This window comes from Kitasatospora sp. NBC_01287 (assembly GCF_026340565.1).
GTDB lineage: Bacteria > Actinomycetota > Actinomycetes > Streptomycetales > Streptomycetaceae > Kitasatospora.
The window spans coordinates 4,443,486-4,468,353 of record NZ_JAPEPB010000001.1 but is presented as its reverse complement, the minus strand read 5'-3'; the positions used below and the strand labels follow the sequence as shown (position 1 = coordinate 4,468,353).

Annotated in this window: 22 protein-coding genes; 12 read left to right on the top strand and 10 right to left on the bottom strand. The window is 74.1% G+C overall.

Annotated elements, in window-relative coordinates; genetic code table 11:
* Positions 1–281: 281 nt before the first annotated feature.
* Positions 282–1,028, top strand: coding sequence for a DedA family protein (locus OG455_RS18995; protein ID WP_266295294.1), 747 nt, complete (start codon positions 282–284; stop codon positions 1,026–1,028).
* A 121-nt stretch (positions 1,029–1,149) separates the two neighbouring features.
* On the opposite strand, the gene pyrE is transcribed toward OG455_RS18995, so the two are convergent.
* The 4 genes from pyrE to OG455_RS18975 all read right to left on the bottom strand — a co-directional run bounded on the left by pyrE (position 1,150) and on the right by OG455_RS18975 (position 5,805).
* The gene (gene pyrE, locus OG455_RS18990; protein WP_266295292.1) at positions 1,150–1,713 is read right to left on the bottom strand and encodes an orotate phosphoribosyltransferase; all 564 of its coding nucleotides are present in this window, start codon (positions 1,711–1,713) and stop codon (positions 1,150–1,152) included.
* Positions 1,714–1,739: 26 nt separating this feature from the next.
* On the bottom strand, positions 1,740–2,798 hold the full coding sequence (locus tag OG455_RS18985) for a hypothetical protein (RefSeq protein WP_266295290.1): 1,059 nt from the start codon (positions 2,796–2,798) through the stop codon (positions 1,740–1,742).
* A 78-nt stretch (positions 2,799–2,876) separates the two neighbouring features.
* Positions 2,877–4,865: a spermidine synthase gene (locus OG455_RS18980; RefSeq protein WP_266295288.1), complete on the bottom strand. Its 1,989-nt coding sequence runs from the start codon at positions 4,863–4,865 to the stop codon at positions 2,877–2,879.
* Positions 4,866–5,112: 247 nt separating this feature from the next.
* On the bottom strand, positions 5,113–5,805 hold the full coding sequence (locus OG455_RS18975) for a DUF2617 family protein (RefSeq protein ID WP_266295286.1): 693 nt from the start codon (positions 5,803–5,805) through the stop codon (positions 5,113–5,115).
* 620 nt (positions 5,806–6,425) lie between these two features.
* Between OG455_RS18975 and OG455_RS18970 the strand changes: the two genes are divergently transcribed.
* On the top strand, positions 6,426–7,043 hold the full coding sequence (locus tag OG455_RS18970) for a hypothetical protein (RefSeq protein ID WP_266295284.1): 618 nt from the start codon (positions 6,426–6,428) through the stop codon (positions 7,041–7,043).
* 13 nt (positions 7,044–7,056) lie between these two features.
* Here OG455_RS18970 and OG455_RS18965 read toward each other — a convergent pair whose 3' ends face one another.
* From OG455_RS18965 to OG455_RS18940, 6 genes are all read right to left on the bottom strand, one after another.
* A complete protein-coding gene (locus tag OG455_RS18965; protein ID WP_266295282.1) occupies positions 7,057–8,331 on the bottom strand; it encodes an Ig-like domain-containing protein in 1,275 nt (424 codons plus the stop codon).
* A gap of 176 nt (positions 8,332–8,507) precedes the next feature.
* A complete protein-coding gene (locus tag OG455_RS18960) occupies positions 8,508–9,668 on the bottom strand; it encodes a pyridoxal phosphate-dependent aminotransferase (RefSeq protein ID WP_266295280.1) in 1,161 nt (386 codons plus the stop codon).
* A gap of 144 nt (positions 9,669–9,812) precedes the next feature.
* The gene (locus OG455_RS18955; protein ID WP_266295278.1) at positions 9,813–10,163 is read right to left on the bottom strand and encodes a cupin domain-containing protein; all 351 of its coding nucleotides are present in this window, start codon (positions 10,161–10,163) and stop codon (positions 9,813–9,815) included.
* An 85-nt stretch (positions 10,164–10,248) separates the two neighbouring features.
* Positions 10,249–10,809, bottom strand: a complete 561-nt coding sequence (locus tag OG455_RS18950; RefSeq protein ID WP_266295276.1) for a YbjN domain-containing protein — start codon at positions 10,807–10,809, stop codon at positions 10,249–10,251.
* 207 nt (positions 10,810–11,016) lie between these two features.
* The gene (clpB, locus tag OG455_RS18945; RefSeq protein ID WP_266295274.1) at positions 11,017–13,668 is read right to left on the bottom strand and encodes an ATP-dependent chaperone ClpB; all 2,652 of its coding nucleotides are present in this window, start codon (positions 13,666–13,668) and stop codon (positions 11,017–11,019) included.
* A 60-nt stretch (positions 13,669–13,728) separates the two neighbouring features.
* Positions 13,729–14,631: a LysR family transcriptional regulator gene (locus OG455_RS18940; protein WP_266295272.1), complete on the bottom strand. Its 903-nt coding sequence runs from the start codon at positions 14,629–14,631 to the stop codon at positions 13,729–13,731.
* A 70-nt stretch (positions 14,632–14,701) separates the two neighbouring features.
* Between OG455_RS18940 and OG455_RS18935 the strand changes: the two genes are divergently transcribed.
* The 10 genes from OG455_RS18935 to OG455_RS18890 all read left to right on the top strand — a co-directional run bounded on the left by OG455_RS18935 (position 14,702) and on the right by OG455_RS18890 (position 24,860).
* The gene (locus OG455_RS18935; RefSeq protein ID WP_266295270.1) at positions 14,702–15,883 is read left to right on the top strand and encodes a TDT family transporter; all 1,182 of its coding nucleotides are present in this window, start codon (positions 14,702–14,704) and stop codon (positions 15,881–15,883) included.
* Between the two features lie 288 nt (positions 15,884–16,171).
* Positions 16,172–17,257, top strand: coding sequence for a LuxR C-terminal-related transcriptional regulator (locus tag OG455_RS18930; protein ID WP_266295268.1), 1,086 nt, complete (start codon positions 16,172–16,174; stop codon positions 17,255–17,257).
* Positions 17,258–17,554: 297 nt separating this feature from the next.
* Complete coding sequence (locus tag OG455_RS18925; RefSeq protein WP_266295266.1) at positions 17,555–17,887, top strand: hypothetical protein; 333 nt, start codon at positions 17,555–17,557, stop codon at positions 17,885–17,887.
* A 711-nt stretch (positions 17,888–18,598) separates the two neighbouring features.
* Entirely contained in the window at positions 18,599–19,018 is a 420-nt protein-coding gene (locus OG455_RS18920; RefSeq protein ID WP_266295264.1) for a hypothetical protein, read from the top strand.
* On the top strand, positions 19,015–20,031 hold the full coding sequence (locus OG455_RS18915) for a LuxR C-terminal-related transcriptional regulator (RefSeq protein ID WP_266295262.1): 1,017 nt from the start codon (positions 19,015–19,017) through the stop codon (positions 20,029–20,031). Before OG455_RS18920 ends, OG455_RS18915 begins: the two co-directional genes overlap by 4 nt.
* Complete coding sequence (locus OG455_RS18910) at positions 20,028–21,005, top strand: helix-turn-helix domain-containing protein (protein WP_266295260.1); 978 nt, start codon at positions 20,028–20,030, stop codon at positions 21,003–21,005. The genes OG455_RS18915 and OG455_RS18910 overlap by 4 nt, the downstream gene beginning before the upstream one ends.
* A 21-nt stretch (positions 21,006–21,026) precedes the next feature.
* Positions 21,027–21,962, top strand: a complete 936-nt coding sequence (locus OG455_RS18905; RefSeq protein ID WP_266295258.1) for a helix-turn-helix domain-containing protein — start codon at positions 21,027–21,029, stop codon at positions 21,960–21,962.
* A 13-nt stretch (positions 21,963–21,975) separates the two neighbouring features.
* A complete protein-coding gene (locus tag OG455_RS42095) occupies positions 21,976–22,929 on the top strand; it encodes a LuxR C-terminal-related transcriptional regulator (protein ID WP_323185539.1) in 954 nt (317 codons plus the stop codon).
* Positions 22,922–23,881, top strand: coding sequence for a LuxR family transcriptional regulator (locus OG455_RS18895; protein WP_266295256.1), 960 nt, complete (start codon positions 22,922–22,924; stop codon positions 23,879–23,881). Before OG455_RS42095 ends, OG455_RS18895 begins: the two co-directional genes overlap by 8 nt.
* The gene (locus tag OG455_RS18890; RefSeq protein WP_266295254.1) at positions 23,874–24,860 is read left to right on the top strand and encodes a LuxR family transcriptional regulator; all 987 of its coding nucleotides are present in this window, start codon (positions 23,874–23,876) and stop codon (positions 24,858–24,860) included. The genes OG455_RS18895 and OG455_RS18890 overlap by 8 nt, the downstream gene beginning before the upstream one ends.
* Positions 24,861–24,868 lie beyond the last annotated feature (8 nt).

The following is a 24,868-nucleotide window of genomic DNA, read 5'->3' as shown; positions in this document are numbered from 1 at the left end:
CCTGTCGGGGGGATTTTTGTGCGCCGCGGCCCGGACGCCGGGGCTATCTTCCCAGACTCGCCCGTCGGCTTCATCATGCTGCTCGCCACACGGGACAGAAGGCTCGACCTTTCGGGACGAAAGGTAGGGTTCGGGCAGGTCGGAGGCGGTATTGCCGGGTCTCGCCGACGCGGCCCCGCCCGCCGGCGAGGGCCTCGGGGAACCGGTGCCAGGGGCCGGTGACCCCGCCGACGGGGCCGGGCTCCACGGCCCAGGACACCCGGCCGCGCTATTCTGCGCGCGTGAACACCACCACCGACCTAGCGGTCAATCTCCTCGATGCCAAGTCGCTGATCAGCTCGGTCGGGACGGTCGGCCTGCTGGCGATCATCTTCGCCGAGACCGGTCTGCTGATCGGATTCTTCCTACCCGGGGACTCGCTGTTGATCCTGGGCGGCGTGGCCGCCTCCTCGGCCGCGGCCAAGGCCTTCGGGCCCGGCGTGCAGATGCCGATCGCCGTGCTGCTGATCGGTGCGCCGATCTGCGCGATCGCGGGTGCCCAGCTCGGGCACCTGCTCGGCGCGAAGGTGGGCGGCAGGCTCTTCGACAAGCCGGAGTCACGGATCTTCAAGCGCGAGTACGTGCAGAAGGCCGAGGAGTACTTCCAGAAGTTCGGGCCGGAGAAGGCCGTGGTGATGGCCCGGTTCATCCCGATCGTGCGCACCTTCCTCAACCCGGTCGCCGGGACGCTGGAGATGCCGGCCCGCAAGTTCTTCGTCTGGAACGCGATCGGCGGTGTGCTCTGGACCGAGGCGATGCTCAGCATCGGCTACTTCTTCGGCGACTCGATGGCCCCGGTGATCGACAAGTACCTGATCCCGGCGATGGCGCTGATCATCCTGCTGTCGATCTCGCCGATCCTGGTCGAGGTGGTGCGCGACCGCAAGAAGCGCAAGGCGGCGGGCCCGGCCTACGCGGGCGGGGCGGCCGCGCCGGGCGAGCCCGAGGCCGACGCGCTGCAGAGCGGCGGCCGGCACCGCCGCGGCTGAGGCCGAACCTCCGGTGCCCCTGACCCGCGCGCGCGGGTCAGGGGCACCGCTGCGTCCAGGGCGGGCAGGCTCGGGTTTCACGTGAAACAACGCGGCACCGGGCGTCGCCCCCGGGCGGGGCTCAGGCGAGGTCGAGGTCCTGGGCGGTGAAGACGGTGTAGTACGGCAGGCCGGCGTCCTCGATCGCCGGAGCGGCACCGCGCTCGACGATCACCGCGACGCCGACCACCTCGGCGCCCGCCTCGCGCAGCGCCTCGACGGCGGTCAGCACCGAGCCGCCGGTGGTGGAGGTGTCCTCGACGGCCAGCACCCGGCGGCCCTTGACGTCCGGGCCCTCGATCCGGCGCTGCAGGCCGTGCGCCTTGCCGGCCTTGCGGACCACGAAGGCGTCCAGCTCGCGGCCGCGCGCGGCGGCGGCGTGCAGCATCGCGGCGGCGACCGGGTCGGCGCCCAGGGTCAGCCCGCCGACGGCGTCGTACTCCAGGTCGGCGGTGGCGTCCAGCAGCACCCGGCCGACCAGCGGCGCGGCCTGCGCGTCCAGGGTGATCCGGCGCAGGTCGACGTAGTAATCGGCCTCGCGGCCGGAGGAGAGGATGACCTTGCCGTGCACCACGGCCTTGGTCTTGATCTGCGCCAGCAGGGCGTCGCGGTCGGTGCTCAGGTCGTTGGTCGGCTCGTTGCTCATGGACAGTCAGTCTAAGTGGGTGCTGATCAGCGCTTGCGCAGGGCGCGGGCCACGATGACCGCGCCACCGAGCAGGGCGACGCCGCCGCCGATCACCCAGGGCGTGCTGAGCCGCCCCGAGACCCGGGCGGCCACCGGGGCGGCGGCGTGCTGGTCGCCGTACCAGCGGCTGGCGGCGCGGGCCCGGGCGCTGCGGGCGGGCAGCGTGGGGGCGTAGCGGCCGCGCGGCGGGGCGTGGTCGACCTCCTCGGCCGAGCGGCCGACGATGCTGCGGCGGACCGGGCCGCCGCTGATCAGCTCGTCGCCGGGGAGCATGTCCTCGACGGCGCGCGGGTAGCCGTGGGGCGCGTCGGCGCGGGCGGCGGGCTCGGCGGACTCGGGCTCCTCGGGGCGGGCCGGGAGCTCGGGGGCCGGCGGCTCCTCGGGGGAGAAGGCGATCAGATCGGAGAGGTCGTCGGCGAAGAGGTCGTCGGGGAGCTCGTCGTCGTCGGTGAGTCGACCGTCGGTGAGCTGCTCGTCGGTGGGCTGCTCGTCCTGGGCCGGCGCGTCCTCGTCGCCGCCGCTGCGGGTGCCCTCGTCGTCGGGGACCACGCTCAGCACGGGGGTGCCGTTCAGCTCGGCGGCCAGCGCGGTGGCGAAACGATCCAGCAGGCGGCACCCGAGGGCGTCGAGGGTCTCGGCGTCGGCCTCGGCCAGCCGGCCGCCCGCGGTCAGGTCGCCGCTGAAGCGCAGCACGGTGCGCTCGGCGCCGTCCGCCTCGACGCGCAGCCGAAGGGTCGCGGTCGCCTCGCCGTCACCGCGGGCCTCCTGCCCCTCCAGGAAGGCGGTGAGCACGCCGGCGCCGCCGCTGCGGATCAGCGAGACGGTGCCGCGGTAGGTGATCGTGGAGCCGGGGATCCGCAGCCGCAGGCGGCCGGTGAGCTCCTCGGGGCCGGCCTGGGCGGCGCGCTTGGCGCTGGTGCGCCGCTCGGTGGTGTCGGAGGCATCGGTGCTCAGACCGGGCACGCAGCGCGCGAGCAGCACCGGGTCGGCGAGGGCGGGCTGGACGAGTTCGGCCGGCAGCTGGATGACAACCTCATGCTCCATGCCTCTGAGCCTACTGGGCTGTCCCGCACGGTGGCGGGCACGGCACCGCCTCGGCATGCGGACGGGCGTACCGCGAGGTCAGCGGGGGTGCAGCAGGGTGCTCGGCGGGGGCAGCGGGGTGGGGCGCTCGGCGGCCAGGGCGGCGGCCGCGGCGGCGAGCCGCTCGGGGGTGAGCGAGCGCGGCGGCGGGGCGTCCGGGGCCAGCGCGAGGGCGGGCCGCTGATCGCGGGCGGCCAGCAGCACCGCCGCCCGGTCGCCGCTGCCGTCCGGGTCGCAGGCCGGGCCGCGGCCGGGCACCGGGAACGGCACGGTGGCCAGCCCCGCCGCGCGCAGCCCCGCCTCCACCGTCCACAGGCCGGGGCCGGCCGGGGCGGGCACCGCGAGCCGCCCGGCCGGGGCCAGCCGGGCGGCGGCCAGCTGGTAGAACTCGGTCGCGTGGTACTCGCTGCGGGCGGCCCGCTCGGGCGCCGGCAGGTCGGCGAGCACCGCGTCGAAGCGCTCGGCGCCGCCGTCCGCGCGCAGCCAGGCCAGCGGGTCGGCCGGCACCAGGCGCACCCGGGGGTCGGCGAAGGAGTGCCCGCCGAGTGCGGCCAGCGCCGGGTCGGTGCGGGCCAGTGCGGGCAGCGCCGGATCGAGGGTGACCACCAGCACCTCGCGCACCCCGCGGTGCCGCAGCACCTCGCGCAGCGCGAGCCCGTCGCCGCCGCCGAACAGCAGCACCCGGCCGTCGCCCGCCCCGGCCAGCGCGGGGTGCACCAGCGCCTCGTGGAAGCGGTACTCGTCCTGGCCGCAGGCGGCGAGCCGGCCGGCCAGGTAGAGCCGCAGCGGCTGGTCGGCGGCGCCCTGCGCGGGGACCCGGGCGGCGCCGGTCAGCACCAGCTCGCCGTAGCGGCTCTGCACGGCCTGCCGGGTCGGCCCGCCGTAGAGCGCCTGGCGGGCGGCCCGTTCGATCGCGCCGGTGCAGGCGGCCGCCAGCGCGAGGACGGCCAGCACCGCGCCGCAGCCGGTCCAGAGGAGCGGCCTGGCCCGGCGCCCTGGCTCGTCGCGGAACAGCCAGAGCACCACGGCGGCGCCGGCCACAGCGTTGACCGCGCCGGTCAGCAGCGCCCCGGTGGCCTGGCCGAGCAGTGGCAGCAGCACGAACGGGAAGGCGAGGCCGCCGATCAGCGCGCCGATGTAGTCGGCGGCGAACAGGTCGGCGGCGGCCCGGCCCGCCTCCTCCCGGCGGATCCGCTGCAGCAGGGTGAGCAGCAGCGGGATCTCGGCGCCGATCAGGACGCCGATCGCGCAGGTCAGGCCGATCATCGCGACCTGGTAGCGGCCCAGCCAGGCCCAGCAGCTGTAGAGCGCGAGCACCGAGAGTCCGCCGACCACCGCGAGCGCGCACTCGACCACGGCGAAGAAGGTGGCCGGGCGGTGGGTGAAGCGCTTGGCGGCCAGCGAGCCGACGCCCATCGCGAAGACCATCACGGAGAGCACCACGGAGGTCTGGGTGACGGAGTCGCCGAGCAGGTAGCCGCCGAGCGCGACCAGCTCCAGCTCGTACACCAGCCCGCAGGCCGCGCAGACGAACGCGGCCAGCAGCACCAGCGGCCGGGCCGCGCGGGGGCGGCGGCCGGCTCGGGCGGGGGTGGGGGTGTCGCCGGGTGCCTGGTCCCCGTGCCGGCTCGGCCTGCGGCTCGGCTCCGGGTCCGGGGCGCGCTCCGGGGCACGGTCCGGGGCGTGGGCGCCGGTGGTGTCGGCCCGGGCGCGCTCGGCCGTTCGGGCAAGGCCAGCCGTTCGGGTGCGGCCGTCCGGGCGAGTCTGATCGTCCGTCCGGCCGGACGATCCGGGAGCGGCTGCCGCCCCGGGTGCGCCGGCCTGTGCGGCGCGGTCACCGCGGGGCCGCAGATGGACCCGGGGGCCGGGGTGCCGCACCGGGCCAGGTGGGGTCTCGGTGCGGCGTTCGGCCCGGGTCCGACCGCGGGTACGGGCCCTGACCCGGACGGCCCGCGGCCGGGCCGGCCTGGCGGGTCCTTCGGGGTCGGGGCCGGGCTGGACGGGTGGCTCCGCCGGCTGGTTGATCACGAAGAAACGCTAGGCGACCCGTGCCGCGAATAGTCGCACTCGTTCGAGGGGTAGCGTCCTGGGTCGAGTTGACGAATCGTCATGGTGTTCGGGGCTGATGGTCTGTCGGCTGGGTCGGGCTGGGTCGGGCTGGGCCGGGGGCAGTGGTCAGGTGGGCGGTCGGTCGGTCGGTCGGGCGGGCGGTCGGTCGGTCGGTCGGTCAGGTGGGCGGCCGGGCGGCCGGGTCGGTGGTCGGTCGGGCGGCGGGTCAGCCGGCGGCCCGCGCGGGCTGCTCGGCCGCGGGCCCGCGCAGCACCAGCGAGGAGCGGGTGCAGACCAGCCGGCCCTCCTGCGGGTAGGCGTGCCAGGTCCGCCAGAGCACCCGCTCCGCGCTGCCCTGGGCGACCAGGGCGGTGAAGGCGCTCGGGTCGCCGGGGAAGACGCCGGCCAGGCCGCGGGGGTGCTCGTCCACCAGGGCCAGGATCTCCTGCGCCCGCGCGGCGAACACGTGGGGCGGCAGGGACTCGATCCGGGCCGCGAATTCGTACTCCCATCCGGCGACTTGCTCGGCAACCCGGGCCGGCAGCGGGGTGCGCCGCCCGGGCATGCAGGCCACCGTCTCCAGGCACTCGCCGGGGCCGGCCGCGATCACCACCTGGTGCGAGGCGCCCAGCAGGCGCAACTGCAGGGTGCCCGCGGCGCGGCCGACCGGGGTGCGGTGGCCGCCGGGGGCGTCGGAGTGGGGCGTGCTGGTGGGCCCCGGGGTCCGGGTCGGCCCGCTCGGCCCGCTCGGCCCGGTCGGCCTGCTCGGCCCGCTCGGGCTGTTCGGCCCGGTCAGGGCGTTCGGGCCGGGCAGCAGCAGGTCGCGCACCGCGAGCGCGGGCAGCGGTCCGCCGCCGAGACACCAGGCCAGGTCACCGGCGCGGGTGTCGGAATAGGAGGTCTGCAGTGTGGTGAGCATGCTGGGCTCCGCATTTCAGCTCCGTACGCGCCCCCCGTGCAGCGCCCGACTCGGCCGAAGGCGAGGTGGTTCGTGGCTGTGCGGTCCAGGACGCGGCCGACCGTGGAAGGAAGGATTCCGGCTGGAGATTCAGCAGCAGAGAAGCACGAATTCTCCGGGTCCGTCAGGGATTTACCCATTCTTGTTGCACATTCACCGTTCTGGGCGTAGTGCCTGGTCGGGTGTGACCGGCCCGGTGAACGAGATTGCTCACTGTGCGCCGTTCGGGCTGGAGCGCGCGCCCCGCACGCCGGTCGCACGATTGCGCCGCGCGTGCGTGAGGCCGGCAGGGCGCGCCGGGGGCGCCGCCGGGGCTCAGCGGGGCTCAGCGGGCTCGGGCGGCTCGGGCGCGCGGGCAGCGTGCGACCGTCCCCGGGCCGCCGATGGGCAGCCCGTGCGGAGTCGGCGCGCCCGTCCCGGCGGACGCCGCAGATCCCGTGGACGCCGCGGCAGCCGTGGTGACCGCGTCGGCGGCGGCGTTCGCCGGTGGCGGCCGGAGTTGGAGCCGGCGGCCGGGCCGGGTTGACTGTCTTGACTGTCGGCACGCGATGAGCAGATGAGCAGATGAACGGGGGAGGGCGATGACCGGCCTGCAGGGGCTGACGGAGTTCCGGGTGGCGTTCGGCTACCGCCGGGAGGGCACCGGCTGGGAGATCCGCGGGCGGGACTCGGCCGACCCGGTGGCCCGGCTCTGGAAGCCGGGACCGCCGCGGGGTTCGGTGCCGTTCGAGGTCTACGGCGGGGCGGCGACGGCCGAGTTGATCGGCCTGGTCACCTCGCGGGACGCCGCCACGCCGGACCGGCAGGTGGTGGGGCGGGTGCGCCGGTACTCCGGCTCGAACCCGTTCGCCGACTGCTGGACCTTCGAGCAGTTCGGCCTCGGTGAATTGGAGGGCAAGGCGGCCGGGTTCGGCTCGGTCGTGCGCAACTCCGTGAGCTGGTACAACTCCGACACGTCGATCGGCGACCTGGTGGCCCCGCTGAGCCTGCGCTTCAGTGGGGCCGGCTCGGCGGGATTCCGGATCACCAGGCCCGCCGGGCCGCTCACCAGGTTCCAGGTCGCGGTCGAGGATCCGGCCGTGGACCGCCTGCTGGTGCTCTCGGTGGTGCGGCTCTTCGAACTCACCACCGGCGACTGGGACGCCCGGCGGCTGGTGCCGCGACTGGGCGGGCTGCTCAGGCGCCGCGACGGCGACTGAGCAGAGGGCGGGCCTACCAGGTGGACCAGGGCACGTTCCAGCCGCCCAGGCCGTTGTCCGGCGCGACCTGCCCGCCGACCGAGTTCTTGACGATCACCACGTCGCCGATGATCGAGTCGGTGTAGTACTTGCCCGCCACCGAGTTGTCGTCACCGGTCGGTGTGTCGGGCAGGCCGATGCAGCCGTGGCTGATGTTCTCGTGCCCGGCGGCCTCGACGGCCTTGGGGTTGCCGTGCACGTAGGAGCCGGAGTCGGTGATCTTCAGCGCGTGCGGTTCGTCGGCGACGTAGGCCGGGCCCTTGATGTTGGTGGTGGCCGAGTCCATGTGCGCCATCCGGTCCTTCTCGAAGACCACCATGGTGCCGTTCCACGAGGGGTTGTCGTCCGCCCCCGCGGTGACGGCGATGGTCTGCGGCGCGAGGCCGTCCTCGACCACGTTCATCTGGTGGGTCTTCGCGTCCACCGTGCTGATCTTGGAGCGGCCGATGGTGAAGGACTCGTCCCGGTCGGAGTTGCCGTAGACCCCGGGGGAGAGCTCGACGTTCGAGGTGCGGTAGTGGATGGTGACCTTGGTGCCCGGCTTCCAGTAGCTCTCCGGGCGCAGGTCGAGCCAGTTGTCGTCGTCGAGCCAGTGGCCCTTGACCTGGGTGCCGTCCGAGGCCTCGACCGTGATCGCCTGTGCCGCCGCGGCCTTGTTGGTGACCTTCTGGCGGAAGTCGACCCGGATGATCATGCCGACGCCGTAGGTCGAACCGGTGCTGATGTTGTCCACCGTGCGTGTGGTCCGCTTCGGGGTGAGCGTGGTGAAGGAACTGCTGGTGCTGGTCGCGACCCCGTTCGCGTCCACCGCCTTCGCCTCCACCGTGTAGGCCGCGCCCACCGCCAGGCCACCCGCCGGCGCCCAGCTCAGCCCGTCGGCGGCGACCGCCCCCTGGACCGCCTTGCCGTCCGGCCCGGTCACGGCCACCTCGGTCAGCTTGCCGTCGGCCACCGACACCTTCAACGCGCCGTTCGGGGCCACGTCCTGGCTGCCGTTCTTCGGCTCCACGTCGACGACCGCGGCCGAGGTCTTCGGCGCCGCCGAACTCGCGGCGGCGGCGGGAGCGCCGATCGCGGGCCCGTTCCCCTTGGCGCCCCCACCCGCGTTCGCACCGCCACCGCTCTGCGACCCGCCGCCGGAACCGCAGGCCGTCGCCAGCAGCAGCACCCCGCCCAGCAGCAGCGCCGTTCCCGCCCGCCGGCCCGTCGGCCGCATCCGTATCGCCTGCATCGCCCGCATCGCCCCCATCGCTCTTCTCCCCTGGCTGATCGCCTCACCCATCTGACGCTGTCGGACGGCGAGCCGTGGCACCGGGGCGGCGACTGTCACAGAATCGGGACGTTCAGCGGCCGGCGCGCGGCGCGCGGCTGTTGCTGCCGCGGGCACGGGCAGGCGCTCTGACCGCCCGCGCCCGGGAGGAGGGGTCAGAGTCGACGCAGCCGTGCGACCGCCTCCTGCAGCACCTCGTCCTGCTTGCAGAAGGTGAATCGGACCAGGCTGCGCCCCACGTCGGTGTTGTCGTAGAAGACGACGTTGGGGATGGCGACGACGCCGCAGCGCTCGGGCAGCGTGCGGCAGAACTCGATGCCGTCCTTCTCGCCGAGGGGGGTGATGTCGGTGGTGATGAAGTACGTGCCCTGGGGGCTGAACACCTGGAACCCGGCGGCCGACAGGCCCTCGGCGAGCAGGTCGCGCTTGCGCAGCAGGTCGGCGCGGAAGTTGGCGAAGTAGCTGTCGGGCAGCCGCAGGGCCTCGGCGACCGCGTACTGGAACGGGCCGGCGCTGACGTACGTCAGGTACTGCTTGGCGGTGCGGACGGCGGCGACCAGTTCGGGGCTTGCCGTCACCCAGCCGACCTTCCAGCCGGTGAAGGAGAAGGTCTTGCCGGCCGAGGAGATCGACACGGTGCGCTCGCGCATGCCGGGCAGCGCGGCGAGCGGGTGGTGGGTGCCGGTGAAGACGAGGTGCTCGTAGACCTCGTCGGTGATGACCAGGAGGTCGTGCTCGACGGCGAGTTGGGCGATGGTGGCGAGCTCGTCCGGGGTGAGGACGGTGCCGGTGGGGTTGTGCGGGGTGTTGAGCAGCAGCAGCCGGGTGCGCGGGGTGATCAGCGCGCGCAGCTCGTCCAGGTCGGGGCGGAAGGCGGGTTGACGGAGCGTCAGGGGAACGCGGACCGCGCCGGCCATGGCGATGCAGGCGGCGTAGGAGTCGTAGAACGGCTCGAAGGCGATCACCTCGTCGCCGGGTTCGAGCAGCGCGATCAGCGCGGCGGCGATCGCCTCGGTGGCGCCGGCGGTGACCAGGACCTCGCGGTCGGGGTCGTAGCCGAGGCCGTAGAAGCGCCGCTGGTGTTCGGCGATCGCGGTGCGCAGCTCGGGGATGCCGGGGCCGGGCGGGTACTGGTTGCCGCGGCCGGTCAGCACGGCGTCGGCGGCGGCCTGGGCCACGGAAGCGGGGCCGTCGGTGTCGGGGAAGCCCTGGCCGAGGTTGATCGAGCCGGTGGCGGTGGCCAGGGCGGACATCTCGGCGAAGATCGTCGTACCCAGGCCCGCCAGGCGGCGGTTCAGCAGCGGCCTCGCACTCATCGTCCTGCTCCTCACGGTTCGTCCTCGGGAGCCATCCTCCCGGGTCGGGAGGAGCCAGGACAAGGCTGCCGCGTGGCGCGCGGGGACTCGCGGGCCCGGCGGGTCGGTGGCCGGCGGGTCGGTGGCCGGACCATGAGGACGAGCTCAGTAGTCCTCGGCCTCGAAGACGGTCAGTCCCGCGCCCTCCAGAGCCAGTGCGGTGAGGCCGGTGTCGGTGCCGCAGGTGTGCTCCTCCTCGGCGGACCACAGGACGGCGGTGCCGGCGGCGATCGGGACCCGGATGTCGTCGGGGCCGGTGATCCAGCCCTCGCCGGTGATCACCAGGAAGAGCTGCTCGACCGGCGCGGGGTGGGTGCCGATGGTGCCGCCGGGCTCGATGCTCAGGCAGGTCAGGTAGTACTGCCCGGTCCCGGCGGCGAGCCGGGTGGCGTGCGCGCCGGTGCTGGCGAACCGGGTGATCAGGTGCTCGGCGCGGTCGATCGGGAGGAGGCGCATGGTGGTTCCCTGGGCGAGACGGGCCGACCCGGCCTGCTGGGAGGGCGGGCCGGGCCGGGAGCTGTGCGGGTACGGGAGCTGGGACTCAGTCCTCGTCGCCCTCGGGAGTGTCCTCGCCGGCGTCGCCCTCGATCTCCTGCTGCAGGCCGAGGCGCTCGACGATCCACTGCTCGAAGCCCACGGCCGCCTGGGTCCAGTTGGCGGTGGTGTTGACGAAGTAGTCCAGGTTCACGCCGTTGGCGATGATCATCTGGGACTCGCCGATCAGCCGCACCACACCGTCCTCGTGGGTGTGCGTGTAGACCTTGGGCCAGAGGGTCTCGCGGTTCCACTCGTCGATCAGGTCGAGGATCTCACCCTTCTGCTCAAGGGTGTACGAGCGGTCGTAGAAGGAGCGGACCGCGAAGAGCTCCTTGTTGTCGCCGCGGAACATGTAGTAGACGCGGAAGCCCTCCCAGGGGGCGGTGAGGTCGCCCTCCTCGTCCACCACGTGCTTGAGCTGCATCTGGTCCAGGAGCTGCTTCACGAGGTCCTGGTTGGGGACCACGATCGGCGGCGGTCCGGCCGGCTGACCGCCAGGCTGCCCGCCCGGCTGGGACGGCTGGGGCGCGCCGAAGAACGGGATCGACGACGGGTCAACACTCACGGGAGGTCCCTTTCACAGTGCACGAGGGTGGCTGGTGATCCAGGGGCCGCCCTTCCATGTCTCCATCCTGCCTCATCGCGAGCTTCGGGCACAGGCCGTGCCCTGGCCGGCGGCCCTGGCCGGTGGCCCGCCAGGCGGGCCGCCCAGCAGGGCCGCCGCGGTGGCGGCGAGCCCGCCGCGGCGATGGTCAGTCCGCCGCGGCGATGGTCAGCCTGCCGCGATGACGGTGAGCCGGTCGGCCGCCTCGTCGCGGTCCACCCGCACGGTCTCCCCGTCCCGCACCTGGCCGGAGAGGATCGCCCTGGCGAGCTGGTCGCCGATCGCCGACTGCACCAGGCGGCGCAGCGGCCGGGCCCCGTAGGCGGGGTCGTAGCCGGTCAGCGACAGCCAGTCGCGGGCGGCCGGGGTGACGTCCAGGGTGAGCCGGCGCTCGCGCAGCCGTTCGGCCAGCTTGGCCACCTGGAGGTCGACGATCCGGCTCAGCTCGGCCGAGCCCAGCGGGTCGAAGACCACGATGTCGTCCAGCCGGTTGAGGAACTCGGGCTTGAAGGCGGACCGGACGCTGTCCAGCACCAGTTCCTTCTTCGCGGCCTGGGGCACGGTCGGGTCCACCAGGTACTGCGAGCCCAGGTTGGAGGTGAGGATCAGGATCGCGTTGCGGAAGTCGACGGTGCGGCCCTGGCTGTCGGTGAGGCGGCCGTCGTCCAGCACCTGGAGCAGCACGTCGAAGACCTCCGGGTGGGCCTTCTCCACCTCGTCCAGCAGCACCACGCTGTACGGGCGGCGGCGGACCGCCTCGGTGAGCTGGCCGCCCTCCTCGTAGCCGACGTACCCGGGCGGGGCGCCGACCAGGCGGGAGACCGAGTGCTTCTCGCCGTACTCGCTCATGTCGATCCGGACCATGGCGTGCTCGTCGTCGAAGAGGAAGTCGGCCAGGGCCTTGGCCAGCTCGGTCTTGCCCACGCCGGTGGGGCCGAGGAAGAGGAACGAGCCGGTGGGGCGGTCCGGGTCGGCGATGCCCGCCCGGGTGCGGCGCACCGCGTCCGAGACGGCCTGGACGGCGGCGTGCTGGCCGATCAGGCGCCTGCCGAGCTCCTCCTCCATCCGCAGCAGTTTGGCGCTCTCGCCCTCCAGCAGGCGGCCGGCCGGGATGCCGGTCCAGGAGGCGACCACGTCGGCCACGTCGTCCGGGCCGACCTCCTCCTTGACCATCGCGGAGTGGCTGTCCTGGTCGGCGGCCCTCTCCTGGGCGTCCCGCAGCTCCTGCTCGGCGGCCGGGATCTCCGCGTACATCAGCTTGGAGGCCTGCTCGAAGGCGCCGTCCCGCTGGGCCCGCTCCAGGGCGCTCTGCAGGCCGTCCAGGCGCTCCTTGAGCTCGCCGACCCGGTTCAGGCTCTTCTTCTCCTGCTCCCAGCGCGCGGTCAGGCCGCTGAGCTGCTCCTGCTTGTCGGCCAGGTCGCGGCGCAGCCGGGCGAGCCGGTCCAGCGACGCCGGATCCGAGCCTCTGGTCGCGCTCGGCGCGTCGCTCGTACCTCGCTCCTTCCCGCGCCGCTCGACCTCTTTCTCCAGCGCCAACTCCTCCATCCGCAGCCGGTCCACCGAGCGCTGCAGCTCGTCGATCTCGACCGGCGAGGAGTCGATCTCCATCCGCAGCCGGGAGGCCGCCTCGTCGACCAGGTCGATCGCCTTGTCGGGCAGGAAGCGGGCGGTGATGTAGCGGTCGGAGAGGGTGGCGGCGGCGACCAGCGCGGCGTCCGCGATCTGCACCTTGTGGTGCGCCTCGTAGCGGCCCTTGAGGCCGCGCAGGATCGCGATGGTGTCCTCGACGTTCGGCTCGCCGACCAGCACCTGCTGGAAGCGGCGCTCCAGCGCCGGGTCCTTCTCGATCCGCTCGCGGTACTCGTCCAGCGTGGTGGCGCCGACCATCCGCAGCTCGCCGCGGGCCAGCATCGGCTTGAGCATGTTGCCCGCGTCCATCGCCGAGTCGCCGCCGGCGCCCGCGCCGACCATGGTGTGCAGCTCGTCGATGAAGGTGACCACCTGGCCGTCGCTCTGCTTGATGTCGTTCAGCACGGCCTTCAGCCGCTCCTCGAACTCACCGCGGAACTTGGCCCCGGCCACCATCGCGCTCAGGTCGAGCGAGACCAGCCGCTTGCCGCGCAGCGACTCGGGCACGTCGCCGGCCACGATCCGCTGGGCCAGGCCCTCGACCACGGCGGTCTTGCCGACCCCGGGCTCGCCGATCAGCACCGGGTTGTTCTTGGTGCGCCGGGAGAGCACCTGGACCACCCGGCGGATCTCCTGGTCGCGGCCGATCACCGGGTCGAGCTTGCCGTCCCTGGCCGCCTGGGTGAGGTCGGTGCCGTACTTCTCCAGCGCCTTGTAGGTGCCCTCGGGGTCGGCGGAGGTGACCTTGCCGCTGCCGCGCACCTCGGTGAAGGCGTCCAGCAGGGCCTTGGGGCCGGCGCCCTGGCGGGTCAGCAGCTCGGCGACCGCGCCGCCCTCGGCGGCCAGGCCGACCAGCAGGTGCTCGGTGGAGACGTAGGCGTCGTCGAGCTTCTCGGCCCGGCGCCCGGCGTCCTCCAGCACCGCCAGGGTGTCGCGGCCCAGCTGGGGGGCGGCGACGGTGGAGCCCTGGGCGCTGGGCAGCGCGCGGAACTGGCGGCGGGCATCGGCCAGCACCTGGGCGCCGTCCGCCCCGACGGCCTCCAGCAGCGGGCGGGCGATGCCCTCGGGCTGCTCCAGCAGGGCGAGCAGGATGTGCACCGGCCTGACGTCCGGGTTGCCGGCGCCGCCGGCCTGCCGGATCGCGGCGGACAGGGCGTCCTGCGTCTTGGTGGTGAACTTGCTCGCGTCCATGGCCACTGGTCCGTACTCCTCCTGCGCAACTGGGGTTCAGATAACTTGAGTCTAGCGCGCTCAGTTTTTCTTGGTAAAGGCCAGCAGGTCCCGCGCCGGGCCGACCGGGCGGGTGCCGGCCGGCCAGACGGCGCGCAGCGGGCGGCGCAGGTCCAGCGCGGTCAGCGGGACCTCGACCAGCCGCCGGGCGGCCAGCTCGTCGGCCACCGCCAGCTCGCTCAGGCAGACCGGGCCCGCGCCGCTCATCGCGGCGGCCTTCAGCGCGGTGCTGGAGGCCAGCTCCAGCAGCGGGGTGGCGGTCACCCCGGCGGCGGCGAGCGCGCGGTCCAGCACCTCGCGGGTGCCGGAGCCCGGCTCGCGCAGCACCAGCGGGGTGGCGGCCAGCTCGGCGGCGGTGACAGGGGCGCGGCGCCTGGCCCACGGGTGGGTCGGGGCCACCACCAGCACCAGCCGGTCGGTGGCGACCACCGCGCCGGCCAGCCCGGCCGGGGCGCGGGAGCCCTCCACGAAGCCGAGGTCCGCCTCGCCGGCCAGCAGCTGCTCGGCCACCGCGGCGGAGTTGGCGGTGCGCAGGGTGACCGCGGTCTCGGGGCGGGCGGCGGCCAGCGCGAGCAGCCAGCCCGGCATCAGGTACTCGGCGACGGTCAGGCTGGCCACCACCCGCAGCCGGGCGTCGCGGCGCCCGCGCAGCGCGTCGATCCCCGCGTCCAGCGCCTCGGCGGCCTCGACCACCCGGCGGGCCCAGCCGACCACCAGCAGGCCGGCCGGAGTGGGCCGGGAGCCGCGCGGGGAGCGGTCGAGCAGGGGGACGCCGAGCTGCCGCTCCATGCCCTTGATCCGGGCGCTGGCGGCCGGCTGGCTGATGCCCAGCTCGGCGGCGGCGCGGCCGACGCTGCCGTGGCGGTCGACCGCGAGCAGCAGTTCCAGGGCGCTGAGCTCGGGCACCCGGGGGGAGAGAGCCATAGGCCCAGGTTATGCCCTCATAGATCGCGGGCGGCTACCGGCGGGCTCGGGCGCGGCGGAGGGTGGGCACATGGCCACCCTCACCGCCCCCACCCCTCCCGGCCCCAGCAGCGCCGCCGCCGGCCCCGGCCCCACGGCTCCCGGCCCCGGCGCCACCGCTCCCGGCCCCGGCGCCGCCGCGCCCGCCCGTCCCCGTTGGGATCTCGGGCAGCTCGGGCCGAACTGGTACGCCGCCGTGATGGGCACCGCGATCACCGCCAACGGTGCCTTCGCGCTGCCCCACCGGGTGCCCGGGCAGCTGCTCTTCGCCCAGGCGGTCTGGGCGCTGGGACTGACCGGCCTGCTGGTGCTGGTGGCCGCCCGACTGGCGCACCTGACCCGGCACCGCGCGGCCGCCCGCGAGCAGTTGCTGGAGAACCCGGCCACCGCCGTCTTCTACGGCTGCCCGCCGATGGCGCTGCTGGCGGTCGGCTACGGCACGCTGGTGATCGGTGGACCGCTGCTCGGTACCGGACCCGCCGTGGCCGCGGACGTGCTGCTCTGGACGCTGGGCACCCTCTACGCCGTCCTGGTGGCCGCCGGGATCCCGTACCTGATGGTCACCCGGCACGACCTCTCCGCGCTGCGCGCCAACCCGACCTGGCTGCTGCCGGTGGTCGCGCCGATGGTGTCCGCCGCGCTCGGCCCGGTGCTGCTGCCGCACCTGCCGGCGGCGCTGCGCCCGGGGCTCTTCTACGGCTGCTACGCGCTCTTCGGGGCGAGCCTGCTGGCCGTGCTGGTGCTGCTGCCCGTGGTCTTCGCCGGCTTGGCGCACAGCAGGCTGCCGGTGATGCTGACCCCCTCGCTCTTCCTGGTGCTCGGCCCGCTGGGCCAGTCCACCACCGCCGTCGGCAACCTGGCCGACGCCGCCCACCCGGTGGCGCCGCGGCTGGCCGCCGCCGCGGCCGGCTTCGCGGTGCTCTACGGGGTGGCGGTGATCGGCTTCGCGCTGCTCTGGCTGCTGATCGCGGGCGCCGCCAACCTGCGCGCGCTGCGCCGGGAGCGGATGCCGTTCGCGATGACCTGGTGGGCCTTCACCTTCCCGGTCGGCACCTGCGTGACCGGCGCCGCGGGCCTGGCCCGGCACACCGGCTTCACGGGCTTCGGCTGGCTGGCGGTCGGGCTGTACGCGCTGCTGGTGACCGCCTGGGCGGTGGCCGGTGTGCGGACCGTGGCGGCGCTGGCCGGCGGGCGGCTGCTGCGGGCGGCGTGAACGGGTCTGGCGTGAACGGGTCTGGCGTGAACGGGTCTGGGGTGAACGGGTCTGGGGTGAACGGGTGCCGCGTGAACGGGTGCCGCGTGAACGGGTGCGGGGTGAACGGGTGCCGCGTGCGGTGCGTTGAACGGGTGTGGGGTGAACGGGTGCCACGCCGTGGACCACGCGCGGACCCGGCCGCACCCCCTCGCGTCCGCCGGGCCCGACTGGCAGGATGGCGGCGGACAGTCAACTTCCGGTGACGCAACGGTGCGTCGGGGGGCGACCCGAGGGGGAGTGGTTCCGATGTCGCGGGCACGGCCCGGTTGCCTGTCGGTCGACCTTGCGCTCGACCCCGCCGCCCGCGCGCTGTATCTGGCGGTGGTGGCCGACGGCGGCTGGGTGAAGTCCGCCGAGGTGCCCACCGCCGACGCCGACGCGCTGGGCCGGCTGCTGGAGATCGGCCTGCTCCGCGGCCTGCCCGGTGGCGCCTTCTACTCCGCGGTGAGCCCGCGCGCCTTCCTGGGCCGGACCACCCACCAGTTGCGCGGGCGTGCGGTCGGTCTGCTGCGGCAGGCCGACGAACTGCCCGCGCTGCTGGACGAACTGGCCCAGGCCTACGACAGCGCGCCGCGCCGGATCGACCGCACCGGCGTGGTGGAGACGGTCCAGGACCGGGACAGCATCCGGCACCGGATCGCCCAACTGGTCGCCGACACCGAGGCCGAGATCCTCACCGCGCAGCCCGGCGGCGACCGCGCGCCGGACCACCTGGCCTGGGCGATGGCCCAGGACGTGCCGTTCCTGCGAGCCGGCGGCATGATGCGCACGCTCTACCAACCGGTGGCCCGCGTCGACCCGGCGACCACCGCGTACGCCGCCGCCGTCACCCCGTACGGGGCGCGGATCCGGGTGCTGGACGAGGACTTCCAGCGGATGCTGATCTTCGACCGGGCGGTGGCGGTGATCCCGGCCTCGGTCGACATGGGCAGTGCCGCGTTCGTCGCGGACCCCACGGCGGTGGAGCTGCTGGTGGAGCTCTTCGAGCGGGACTGGCAGCGGGCCCAGCGGGTGGCCTGGGGTTCGGCGCACGCCGTCGCGGACAGCGGCGCGGTCGCCGACCGGATCGCCCGGCTGCTGGCCGGCGGACTGAGCCGACGCGGGATCGCGGCCCGGCTGGGCCTGAGCGAGCGCACCGTGGCCGCGCACATCGCCCGGCTGCGCCAGGACTACGAGGCGCAGACGCTGTTCCAGCTCGGCTGGCTGATGCGCGGCGCGGGGGAGGGCCGCCCGGACGAGGCCGGGCCGGCGGCGGTCCGGTCGGCGGCGCCGGGGGCGGCCGGGGGCCGAGCGGGACGGGGCGGCCGGGCAGGGGCGGCCGAGGAGGGATGAGCGGGCTGGGGTGACCGGGCAGAGCGGGACGCACGAGTCCCGCGGCGCCGGTCGGGAAGCGCGATCCAACTGCACGATCACGCAGCTGCGAGAACGCGCACCGGCCGGTGCCTTGTCGCCTGCCCGCACACTGAGTCAGCCTGATGTTTCGGACCATGGCCTGAATCTGCTCAAGTCATGATCCGGCAAGCAGATCTGATGGGCGATCAGAGATCTGCCGGGGTGGCGAATCGGGGCTCCGCGCGCTGGTGTGCGGAGTTGGCCTCCCCGCGGTGGCAGGACGGGGAGGAGCACACGATGGCCGGACGTTCGCACGTACTGGTTGAGAGCAAGGCGGTCTGGGGCAAGCCCGGGGCCGACGGCTTCCTGCGGGAGGCCGTGTCGCTGGCCGAGTCCGGCGACCGGGTGATCCTCTACCTGGTCGAGGACGGCGTCTTCGCCGCCGTCTCGGACGGCGTTCCCGAACTCGCCCGGCTGGTCGAGCTGGGCTCCGAGGTCTGGGCCGACGACCACTCCCTGACCCATCGCGCGCTGGCGGCCACCAGACTCTCGCCCTACGTCAGAGTGAAGGGCGCCGAAGCCCTGGACGGCGCGGTGCGCGGCTCGAACGGGCGCGTCGCGATGCACTAGCAGGGCTTGGTGGACAGGCCCGGACATCGGATCGGTACCGGCCCGACGGGCCGTCGCCGCGGGGTCGCCGAAGGCGGACCGCGGCCTTCGGCATGCCCTCGCGGCGACCGCGAGCGGCGCCCGGCCCAGTGCCACGCGAGACCGAACGTTCTCTCATCGTCCCAGCTCAGGGGGTGTGCGAACGGACTCCCGCGGCGCGATTCTGCACGTTCGTGCAGTTGCGGGAACTTGAAGGTGGAACAACCTTGTCCGTACGGGCGCGCGCTGTGAGGCTGTGAGTACGCCAAGCCGCCCGGGCACCGCAGCCCGTCGGTGGTGACTCGTCCGTCCTCTTCGCACAGGGGCAGAGGTATCTGCGCGGAGAACCGACGGGCGCCGGGTGGTCAGCCATATGTGGTGATGGCGGCCGGGCCCGGTACCAGCGAGGCGTTGCTGCTCCGCCTCGCTGGAAGCACCTTGGATTTGGCGTCATGGAAGTGGATCCGCCCGGAGCGCAGGAGACTGCGCGTCCCTGGCTCCGGGCCGGATCCGCTGCCCGCGGACCACCTGGACCGCGCCCGCACGGGGGCGGGCAGTCCAGGTCCTCGGTCCCCGGGCCCTTTCGGCTACCCCGGTTTCGACACCCGGGACGGTGCCACCCCCACCCTGATGAGATGATGCGGACCATGCGGTCGTTCGACCGCTGCCGGTCCAGCGTGCAGGGGGGACGGGGTGGCCCACGCCACGGCGCAACTGCGGGGTGCCGTGCCGGCGCCGAGCGCCGACGCCGCCTGCCAGGCCTCGCGTGCCGCCCGCGCCTGCCGCGCCCCGCGCGCCTGCCGCGCCTGCCAGGTGTCCCGCGCCAGCGGTGACCGCCGCCGCCCCTTGGCCGCGCGCCGCCCCGCCGCGCGCCCCGCCGCCGAGGATCCCGACCGCGCGGGGAACCGGTCCGGCGTTCAGGCCCTCTTTCATTTCGCCCGCGCGGTCCGCGGCGCGGCCGGGCCGCACGACCACACGCCCGCGCACGACCACACGCCCGCGGACGACCACGCGTCCGCGAAAGAGCACCGGCACGCGCACCAGCACGCGCAGGAGCAGCAGCACCAGCGCCACGAGCAGACGGACCATGACCCGGGGGAGCGCACGCGATGACCGAGGTGGACGGATCGGCGGAGAGCACCGGTGGCGGCGAGGCGGTCGGCCCGCCGGTGCCCAGCGAGGCGGCCCGGACGCTGTACCTGGCGATCCTCGGCGCCGGCGGTCGGCTCGCGTCGCAGGAGGCGGACCCGGCCGACCAGGAGTCGGTGGCGGAACTGCTCGACCTGGGCCTGCTGACCGCCGAGCCCGATCAGTCGGGCTACACCGCCGTGAACCCGCGCTCGGTCGGCGGGCGGCTGAGCGAGGAGCTGCGATCGGCCGGCACCCGGCTGCTGGTCCAGGCCCAGGAGATGCCCGCCCTGCTGGAGGACCTCACCAAGGCGTACGACCTGACACCGCGCAAGGTGGACCGCTCCGGCGAGGTGCGGCACCTGCACAGCGCCGAGGAGATCCGGCTGCTGCTCGACCGGCTGAACGAGGAGGCCCGCGAGGAGATCCTCTCGGCCCAGCCCGGTGGCCCGATGCCGCCCCACCTGGCGGAGGAGGCGATCGGCCGCTCGGCCGCCTTCCTGGCCCGGGGCGGCGGCGTCCGCGCGCTCTACGAGCCCGCCGCCCGCTCCGACGGCCCGACCACCGCCTATGTGCTCGCCGCCACCGAACTGGGCGTCCGCTTCCGGGTGCTCGGCGAGTCGTTCAAGCGAATGATCATCTTCGATCGCGCCACCGTGCTGATCCCGAGCAGTCCCGACTACGCCAGCGCCGCCCTCGTCGAGGACCCGGCGGTGGTCGCCTTCCTGGTCGGCATGTTCGAACGCGACTGGCAGCGCGCCGAGCCGGTCCAGTGGAGCGCCGCCACCCCCGACACCGGCGGCCTGCCGGTCCACGCCCAGGTCGGCCGGCTGCTCTCGCAGGGCCTCACCCAGCGCATGATCGCCACCCGCCTGGGGCTCAGCGAGCGCACCGTGGCCGGCCACATCTCGCGGCTGCGCGAACTGTACGACGCCGAAACGCTCTTCCAGCTCGGTTGGCTGATGCGCTCGGCGGCGGGTGAGGGGCGGCAGGCGTGACGCCACCGGAGGCGGCGGAGGCGATGGCGGAGGCGATGGCGGTCGGGCCGGTGGTGCCGGACGAGCGGGCGCGGGCGCTGTACCTGCGGTTGCTGGGCGCGGGCGGGCTGTTCCGGCTGAGTGATCTCACGGTCGGGGACCGTGAGGTGGCCGAGCGGTTGAGGGTGGCGGGTCTGGTGCTGAAGCAGCAGGACGCGCTCTTCTGGACGGTGGTCAATCCGCGCGCGGCGGTTGCTCGGCTCAGCGCCGGACTGCGGGTGGCGGGGCACGAGTTGCTGGCGCGCGCGGACGAGCCGGTGCCGGTGTTCGAGGAGCTGGCCGCGGCCTACGACCGGGTTCCCCGGGCGGGGCGCGGCATGATCGTGCACCTCGACGACCTGGCGCAGATCCAGCAGCGCATGGACCAGTTGGGACTCGAGGCCGAGCGGGAGATCCTGGCCGCACAGCCAGAGGTCCGGCGCACCCCGGAGGTCGCGGAGGAGGCCAAGGAGACCGCCCGCGAGCTGACCGCGCGAGGGGTCCGGATGCGCGTCCTGTACCAGCCCGAGGCCCGGCACGATCCGGTGATCACGGACTACGCGACCGAGGTCAGCCGGATCGGGTTCCGACTGCGGATCCTGCGCGAGGACTTCCGGCGCATGGTGGTCTTCGACGGCGAGGTCGCCGTCGTCCCCGGCAGCGAGGGGGCCGGGACGGCGACGTTCATCGAGGACCCGTTCCTCGTCGGTGTCCTGGTGGCGGGCTTCGAGCGGGACTGGGCGCGGGCCGAGCGGGTGCGCTGGGAGGAGCCGGTCGCGGCGGAGTCCGACGGTCCGCTGGTGGCGCTGCTGGCCCGGGGGTTGACGCAGCGGGCGATCGCGACCCGGCTCGGGCTGAGTGAGCGGACGGTGGCCGCGCAGATCTCCCGGCTGCGGGAGAGGCATGACGCGCGGACGCTGTTCCAGCTGGGGTGGCAGATGTGGGACGGCGGATGAGCGGATGGGAGGGCGGCGGCGATGGCGGTCGGGCCGGTGGTGCCGGACGAGCGGGCGCGGGCGCTGTACCTGCGGTTGCTGGGCGCGGGCGGGCTGTTCCGGCTGAGTGATCTCACGGTCGAAGACCGTGAGGTGGCCGAGCGGTTGAGGGCAGCGGGTCTGGTGCTGAAGCAGCAGGACGCGCTCTTCTGGACGGTGGTCAATCCCCGCACGGCGGTTGCTCGGCTCAGCGCCGGACTGCGGGTGGCGGGGCACGAGTTGCTGGCGCGCGCGGACGAGCCGGTGCCGGTGTTCGAGGAGCTGGCCGCGGCCTACGACCGGATGCCCCGGGCGAGCCGCGGCACGGTCGCGCACCTCGACGACCTGGCGCAGATCCAGCAACGCCTGGACCAGCTGGGTCAGGGCTGCCGACGCGAGATCATGCTCGCGCAGCCGGGGAAGCGGAGCACGTTCGTCGCGGAGCACGCCAAGTCCGCCGCCCGTGATCTCAAGGAGCGCGGCGTTCGGATGCGGGTGCTCTACCAGCCGCCCGCCCGGCTGGACCCGGAGCACCGCGACTACGCCGCTTGCGCGACCCGGCTCGGTTTCCGGCTGCGGATCCTGGACGAGCCGTTCCGGCGAGCACTGATCTTCGATCGGGAAATGGCCGTCGTCTCCGCGGTGGAGGGCCACTGGACGGCGACCTTCATCGAGGATCCGGTGCTGGTCGAGGTCGTGGTGGCGGGCTTCGAGCGGGACTGGGCGCGGGCCGAGCGGGTGCGCTGGGAGGAGCCGGTCGCGGCGGAGTCCGACGGTCCGCTGGTGGCGCTGCTGGCCCGGGGGTTGACGCAGCGGGCGATCGCGACCCGACTGGGGCTGAGTGAGCGGACGGTGGCCGCGCAGATCTCCCGGCTGCGGGAGAGGCATGACGCGCGGACGCTGTTCCAGCTGGGGTGGCAGATGCGGGACGGCGGATGAGGGGTGATGGCGGGTGACGGGGGTGACAGCCGGGCGGTTGGTGCCGGATGACGAGGCCAGGGCGCTGTACCTGGCGCTGCTGCGGGCCGGCGGCATGTTCCGCGTCGAGGATCTGCGCCCGGATGAGCAGCCGTTGCTGGAGCAACTGCGCTCGGCCGGGCTGGTGTCGTTGGTCGCGGACACGCTGTGGACGGTGGTGAGTCCGCGGGCGGCCGCCGAGCGACTCCGTGACGATCTGCGGACCATCGGTCTGGACCTGTTCGACCAGGCCCGCGCGCTACCCGCGGCGCTGGCCGACCTGGCCGAGTCCTACGACCGCTCGCCCCGGCCGCCGGTCGGCGCCGGCACCATCCAGCAGTCGGACACGAATACGCGGATCCAGGCGCGGCTGGAGCAGCTCCTCATGGAGGCCGACCGTGAGATCCTCGCCATGCAGCCGGGCGGGGCCCGACCGGCCCACGCCCTGCCGATGATGCGCAGGCAGGCGAACATGATCACGGCCCGCGGCATCCAGCTGCGCACCATCTATCAGCCCGGGGCCAGGACGGACCCTGGCACCGCCCGGTACGCCGCCTTCGCGACCCGGCTGGGGCAGCAGGTCCGGGTGTTGGACGAGCCGTTCCGTCGGGTGCTGGTCTACGACCGCCGGGTGGCGGTGCTCGGTGGGTACACTGATCAGCGGATCGCGGCTTTCATCGAGGATCCGGTGCTGGTGGAGCTGGTGGTGCACAGCTTCGAGCGGGACTGGGCGCGGGCGGAGCGGGTGCGCTGGGGTCAGCCCGAGGCGGCCGGTGACGGCCAGTTGGTGGCCTTGCTGGCGCGGGGGTTGACGCAGCGGGGGATCGCGACGCGGCTGGGGCTGAGCGAGCGCACGGTGGCGGCTCAGATCTCGCGGCTGAGGGAGCGCTACGACGTGCGGACACTCTTCCAACTCGGTTGGCAGATCAGGGATGGCGCGGATGAGTGAGCGTCAGCCGACGCCGGTGGTGCCGGACGCCGTGGCACGGGCGCTGTACCTGCGGTTGCTGGCCGAGGGTGGCGTGTTCCGGTTCGCCGACGTGGCGGCGTCGGACCCCGGCCCGCTGGAGCAGTTGGTGGCGGCGGGGCTGGTCGCGCAGCAGATGGAGGATCGGTTCTGGGCGGTACTGGACCCGCGGAGCGCGACGGACGCGCTCAGCTCCGGGTTGCGCGCCGCCGGTATCGGTCTGCTGCTGCGGGCGGAGGAGTCCTCCGCGGTGCTGGCAGGGCTGGCCGGCGCCTACGAGTCGGCGTCCCGCGCGCGGGACGCCGAAGGCGCGATCCAGCAGGTCGAGGACATCCGGCAGACCCAGCGGCGGATCATCCAGCTGACCCAGGAGTGCACGCGGGAGATCCTCATGATGCAGCCGGGCGGCGCCCGTCCGGCCGAGTACCTGCCGCGCATGCGCGCGGCGGCACGGGAGATGACCGACCGCGGCATCGCCCAGCGGACGATCTACCAGCCCGGCGCCCGCACCGATCGCGGCACGGTCGGCTACGCCGCGTACGCGACCCGGCTGGGTGCCCGGATCCGGCTGCTGGACGAGCCGTTCCGTCGGACCCTCGTCTTCGACCGCCGCGTTGCCGTGGTCGACGGCTTCGGGGGTTACCAGGCGGCGTCGTTCATCGAGGACCCGGTGCTGGTGGAGCTGGTGGTGCACAGCTTCGAGCGGGACTGGGCGCGGGCGGAGCGGGTGCGCTGGGAGGAGCCGGTCGCGGAGGCCGGCGACGGCCAGTTGGTGGCCCTGCTGGCGCGGGGGTTGACCCAGCGGGGGATCGCGACGCGACTGCGGCTGAGCGAGCGCACGGTGGCGGCCCAGATCTCGCGGCTGCGCGAGCGGTACGAGGCACGGACGCTGTTCCAGCTGGGATGGCAGATGAGAGGCACGGCGGATGACTGAGGACCTGGCCCATCCGAGGCCGGCGGGCGGAGCGCTGGACCCGGCGGCACGAGCTCTGTACCTGGAGCTGTCGGCACGCGGCGGCCAGTTCAGCCTGGCCGCGGTGGCCGAGGCGGATACCCCGGCCCTTGCCCGTCTGCAGGCGCTCGGCCTGGTGCTGAAGCAGCAGGACGGCCTGTTCTGGACCGTGGTGAACCCGCGAACGGTGGCGTCCCGGATCAGCGCCGAGCTCCGGTCCTCGGGTGCGGCTCTGTTGGACCGCGCGGACCAGCTCGACCCGATCATGCTGGAGCTTGCCTCGGTCTTCGACCGGGCGCTCGCGCGACCGCGGACCGGGCGCGCGATCCAGGAGATGGACCAGAAGGAGCACATCCAGCAGCGCCTGGAACAGCTGGGACTCGAGTGCCGGCAGGAGGTCCTGGCGGCGCAGCCCGGGGGCGCCCGCCCTGCCGGGCACCTCCCGCAGGCGAGGACAGCGGCACGGGACTGGCGCCGACGCGGGGTCCTGCTGCGCACGATCTACCAGCCCGGAGCCCGAACCGATCCTGGGACCGCCCGGTACGCGGCGTACGCGACCGGCTTGGGCGCGCGGATCCGGATCCTGGACGAGGAGTTCCTCAGGGTGCTGGTCTTCGATCGCCGGGTCGCCGTGGTGGCGAGCTATGAGGACGGCCTGACCGCGTCGTTCACCGAGGACCCGGTGCTGGTCGAGCTGGTGGTGAACAGCTTCGAGCGGGACTGGGAGCGGGCGGAGCGGGTGCGCTGGGAGGGGCTCGGCGAGCCGGGCGAGCCCGTGGAGGCCGGTGACGGTCCACTGGTGGGCCTGCTGGCGCGGGGGTTGACCCAGCGGGTGATCGCGACGCGGTTGGGGCTGAGCGAGCGCACGGTGGCCGGGCAGATCGCCCGGCTGCGGGATCGCTACGAGGCGCGCACGCTCTTCGAGTTGGGGTGGCAGATGAGGGGTGGGGCAGATGGATGAGGAGCAGT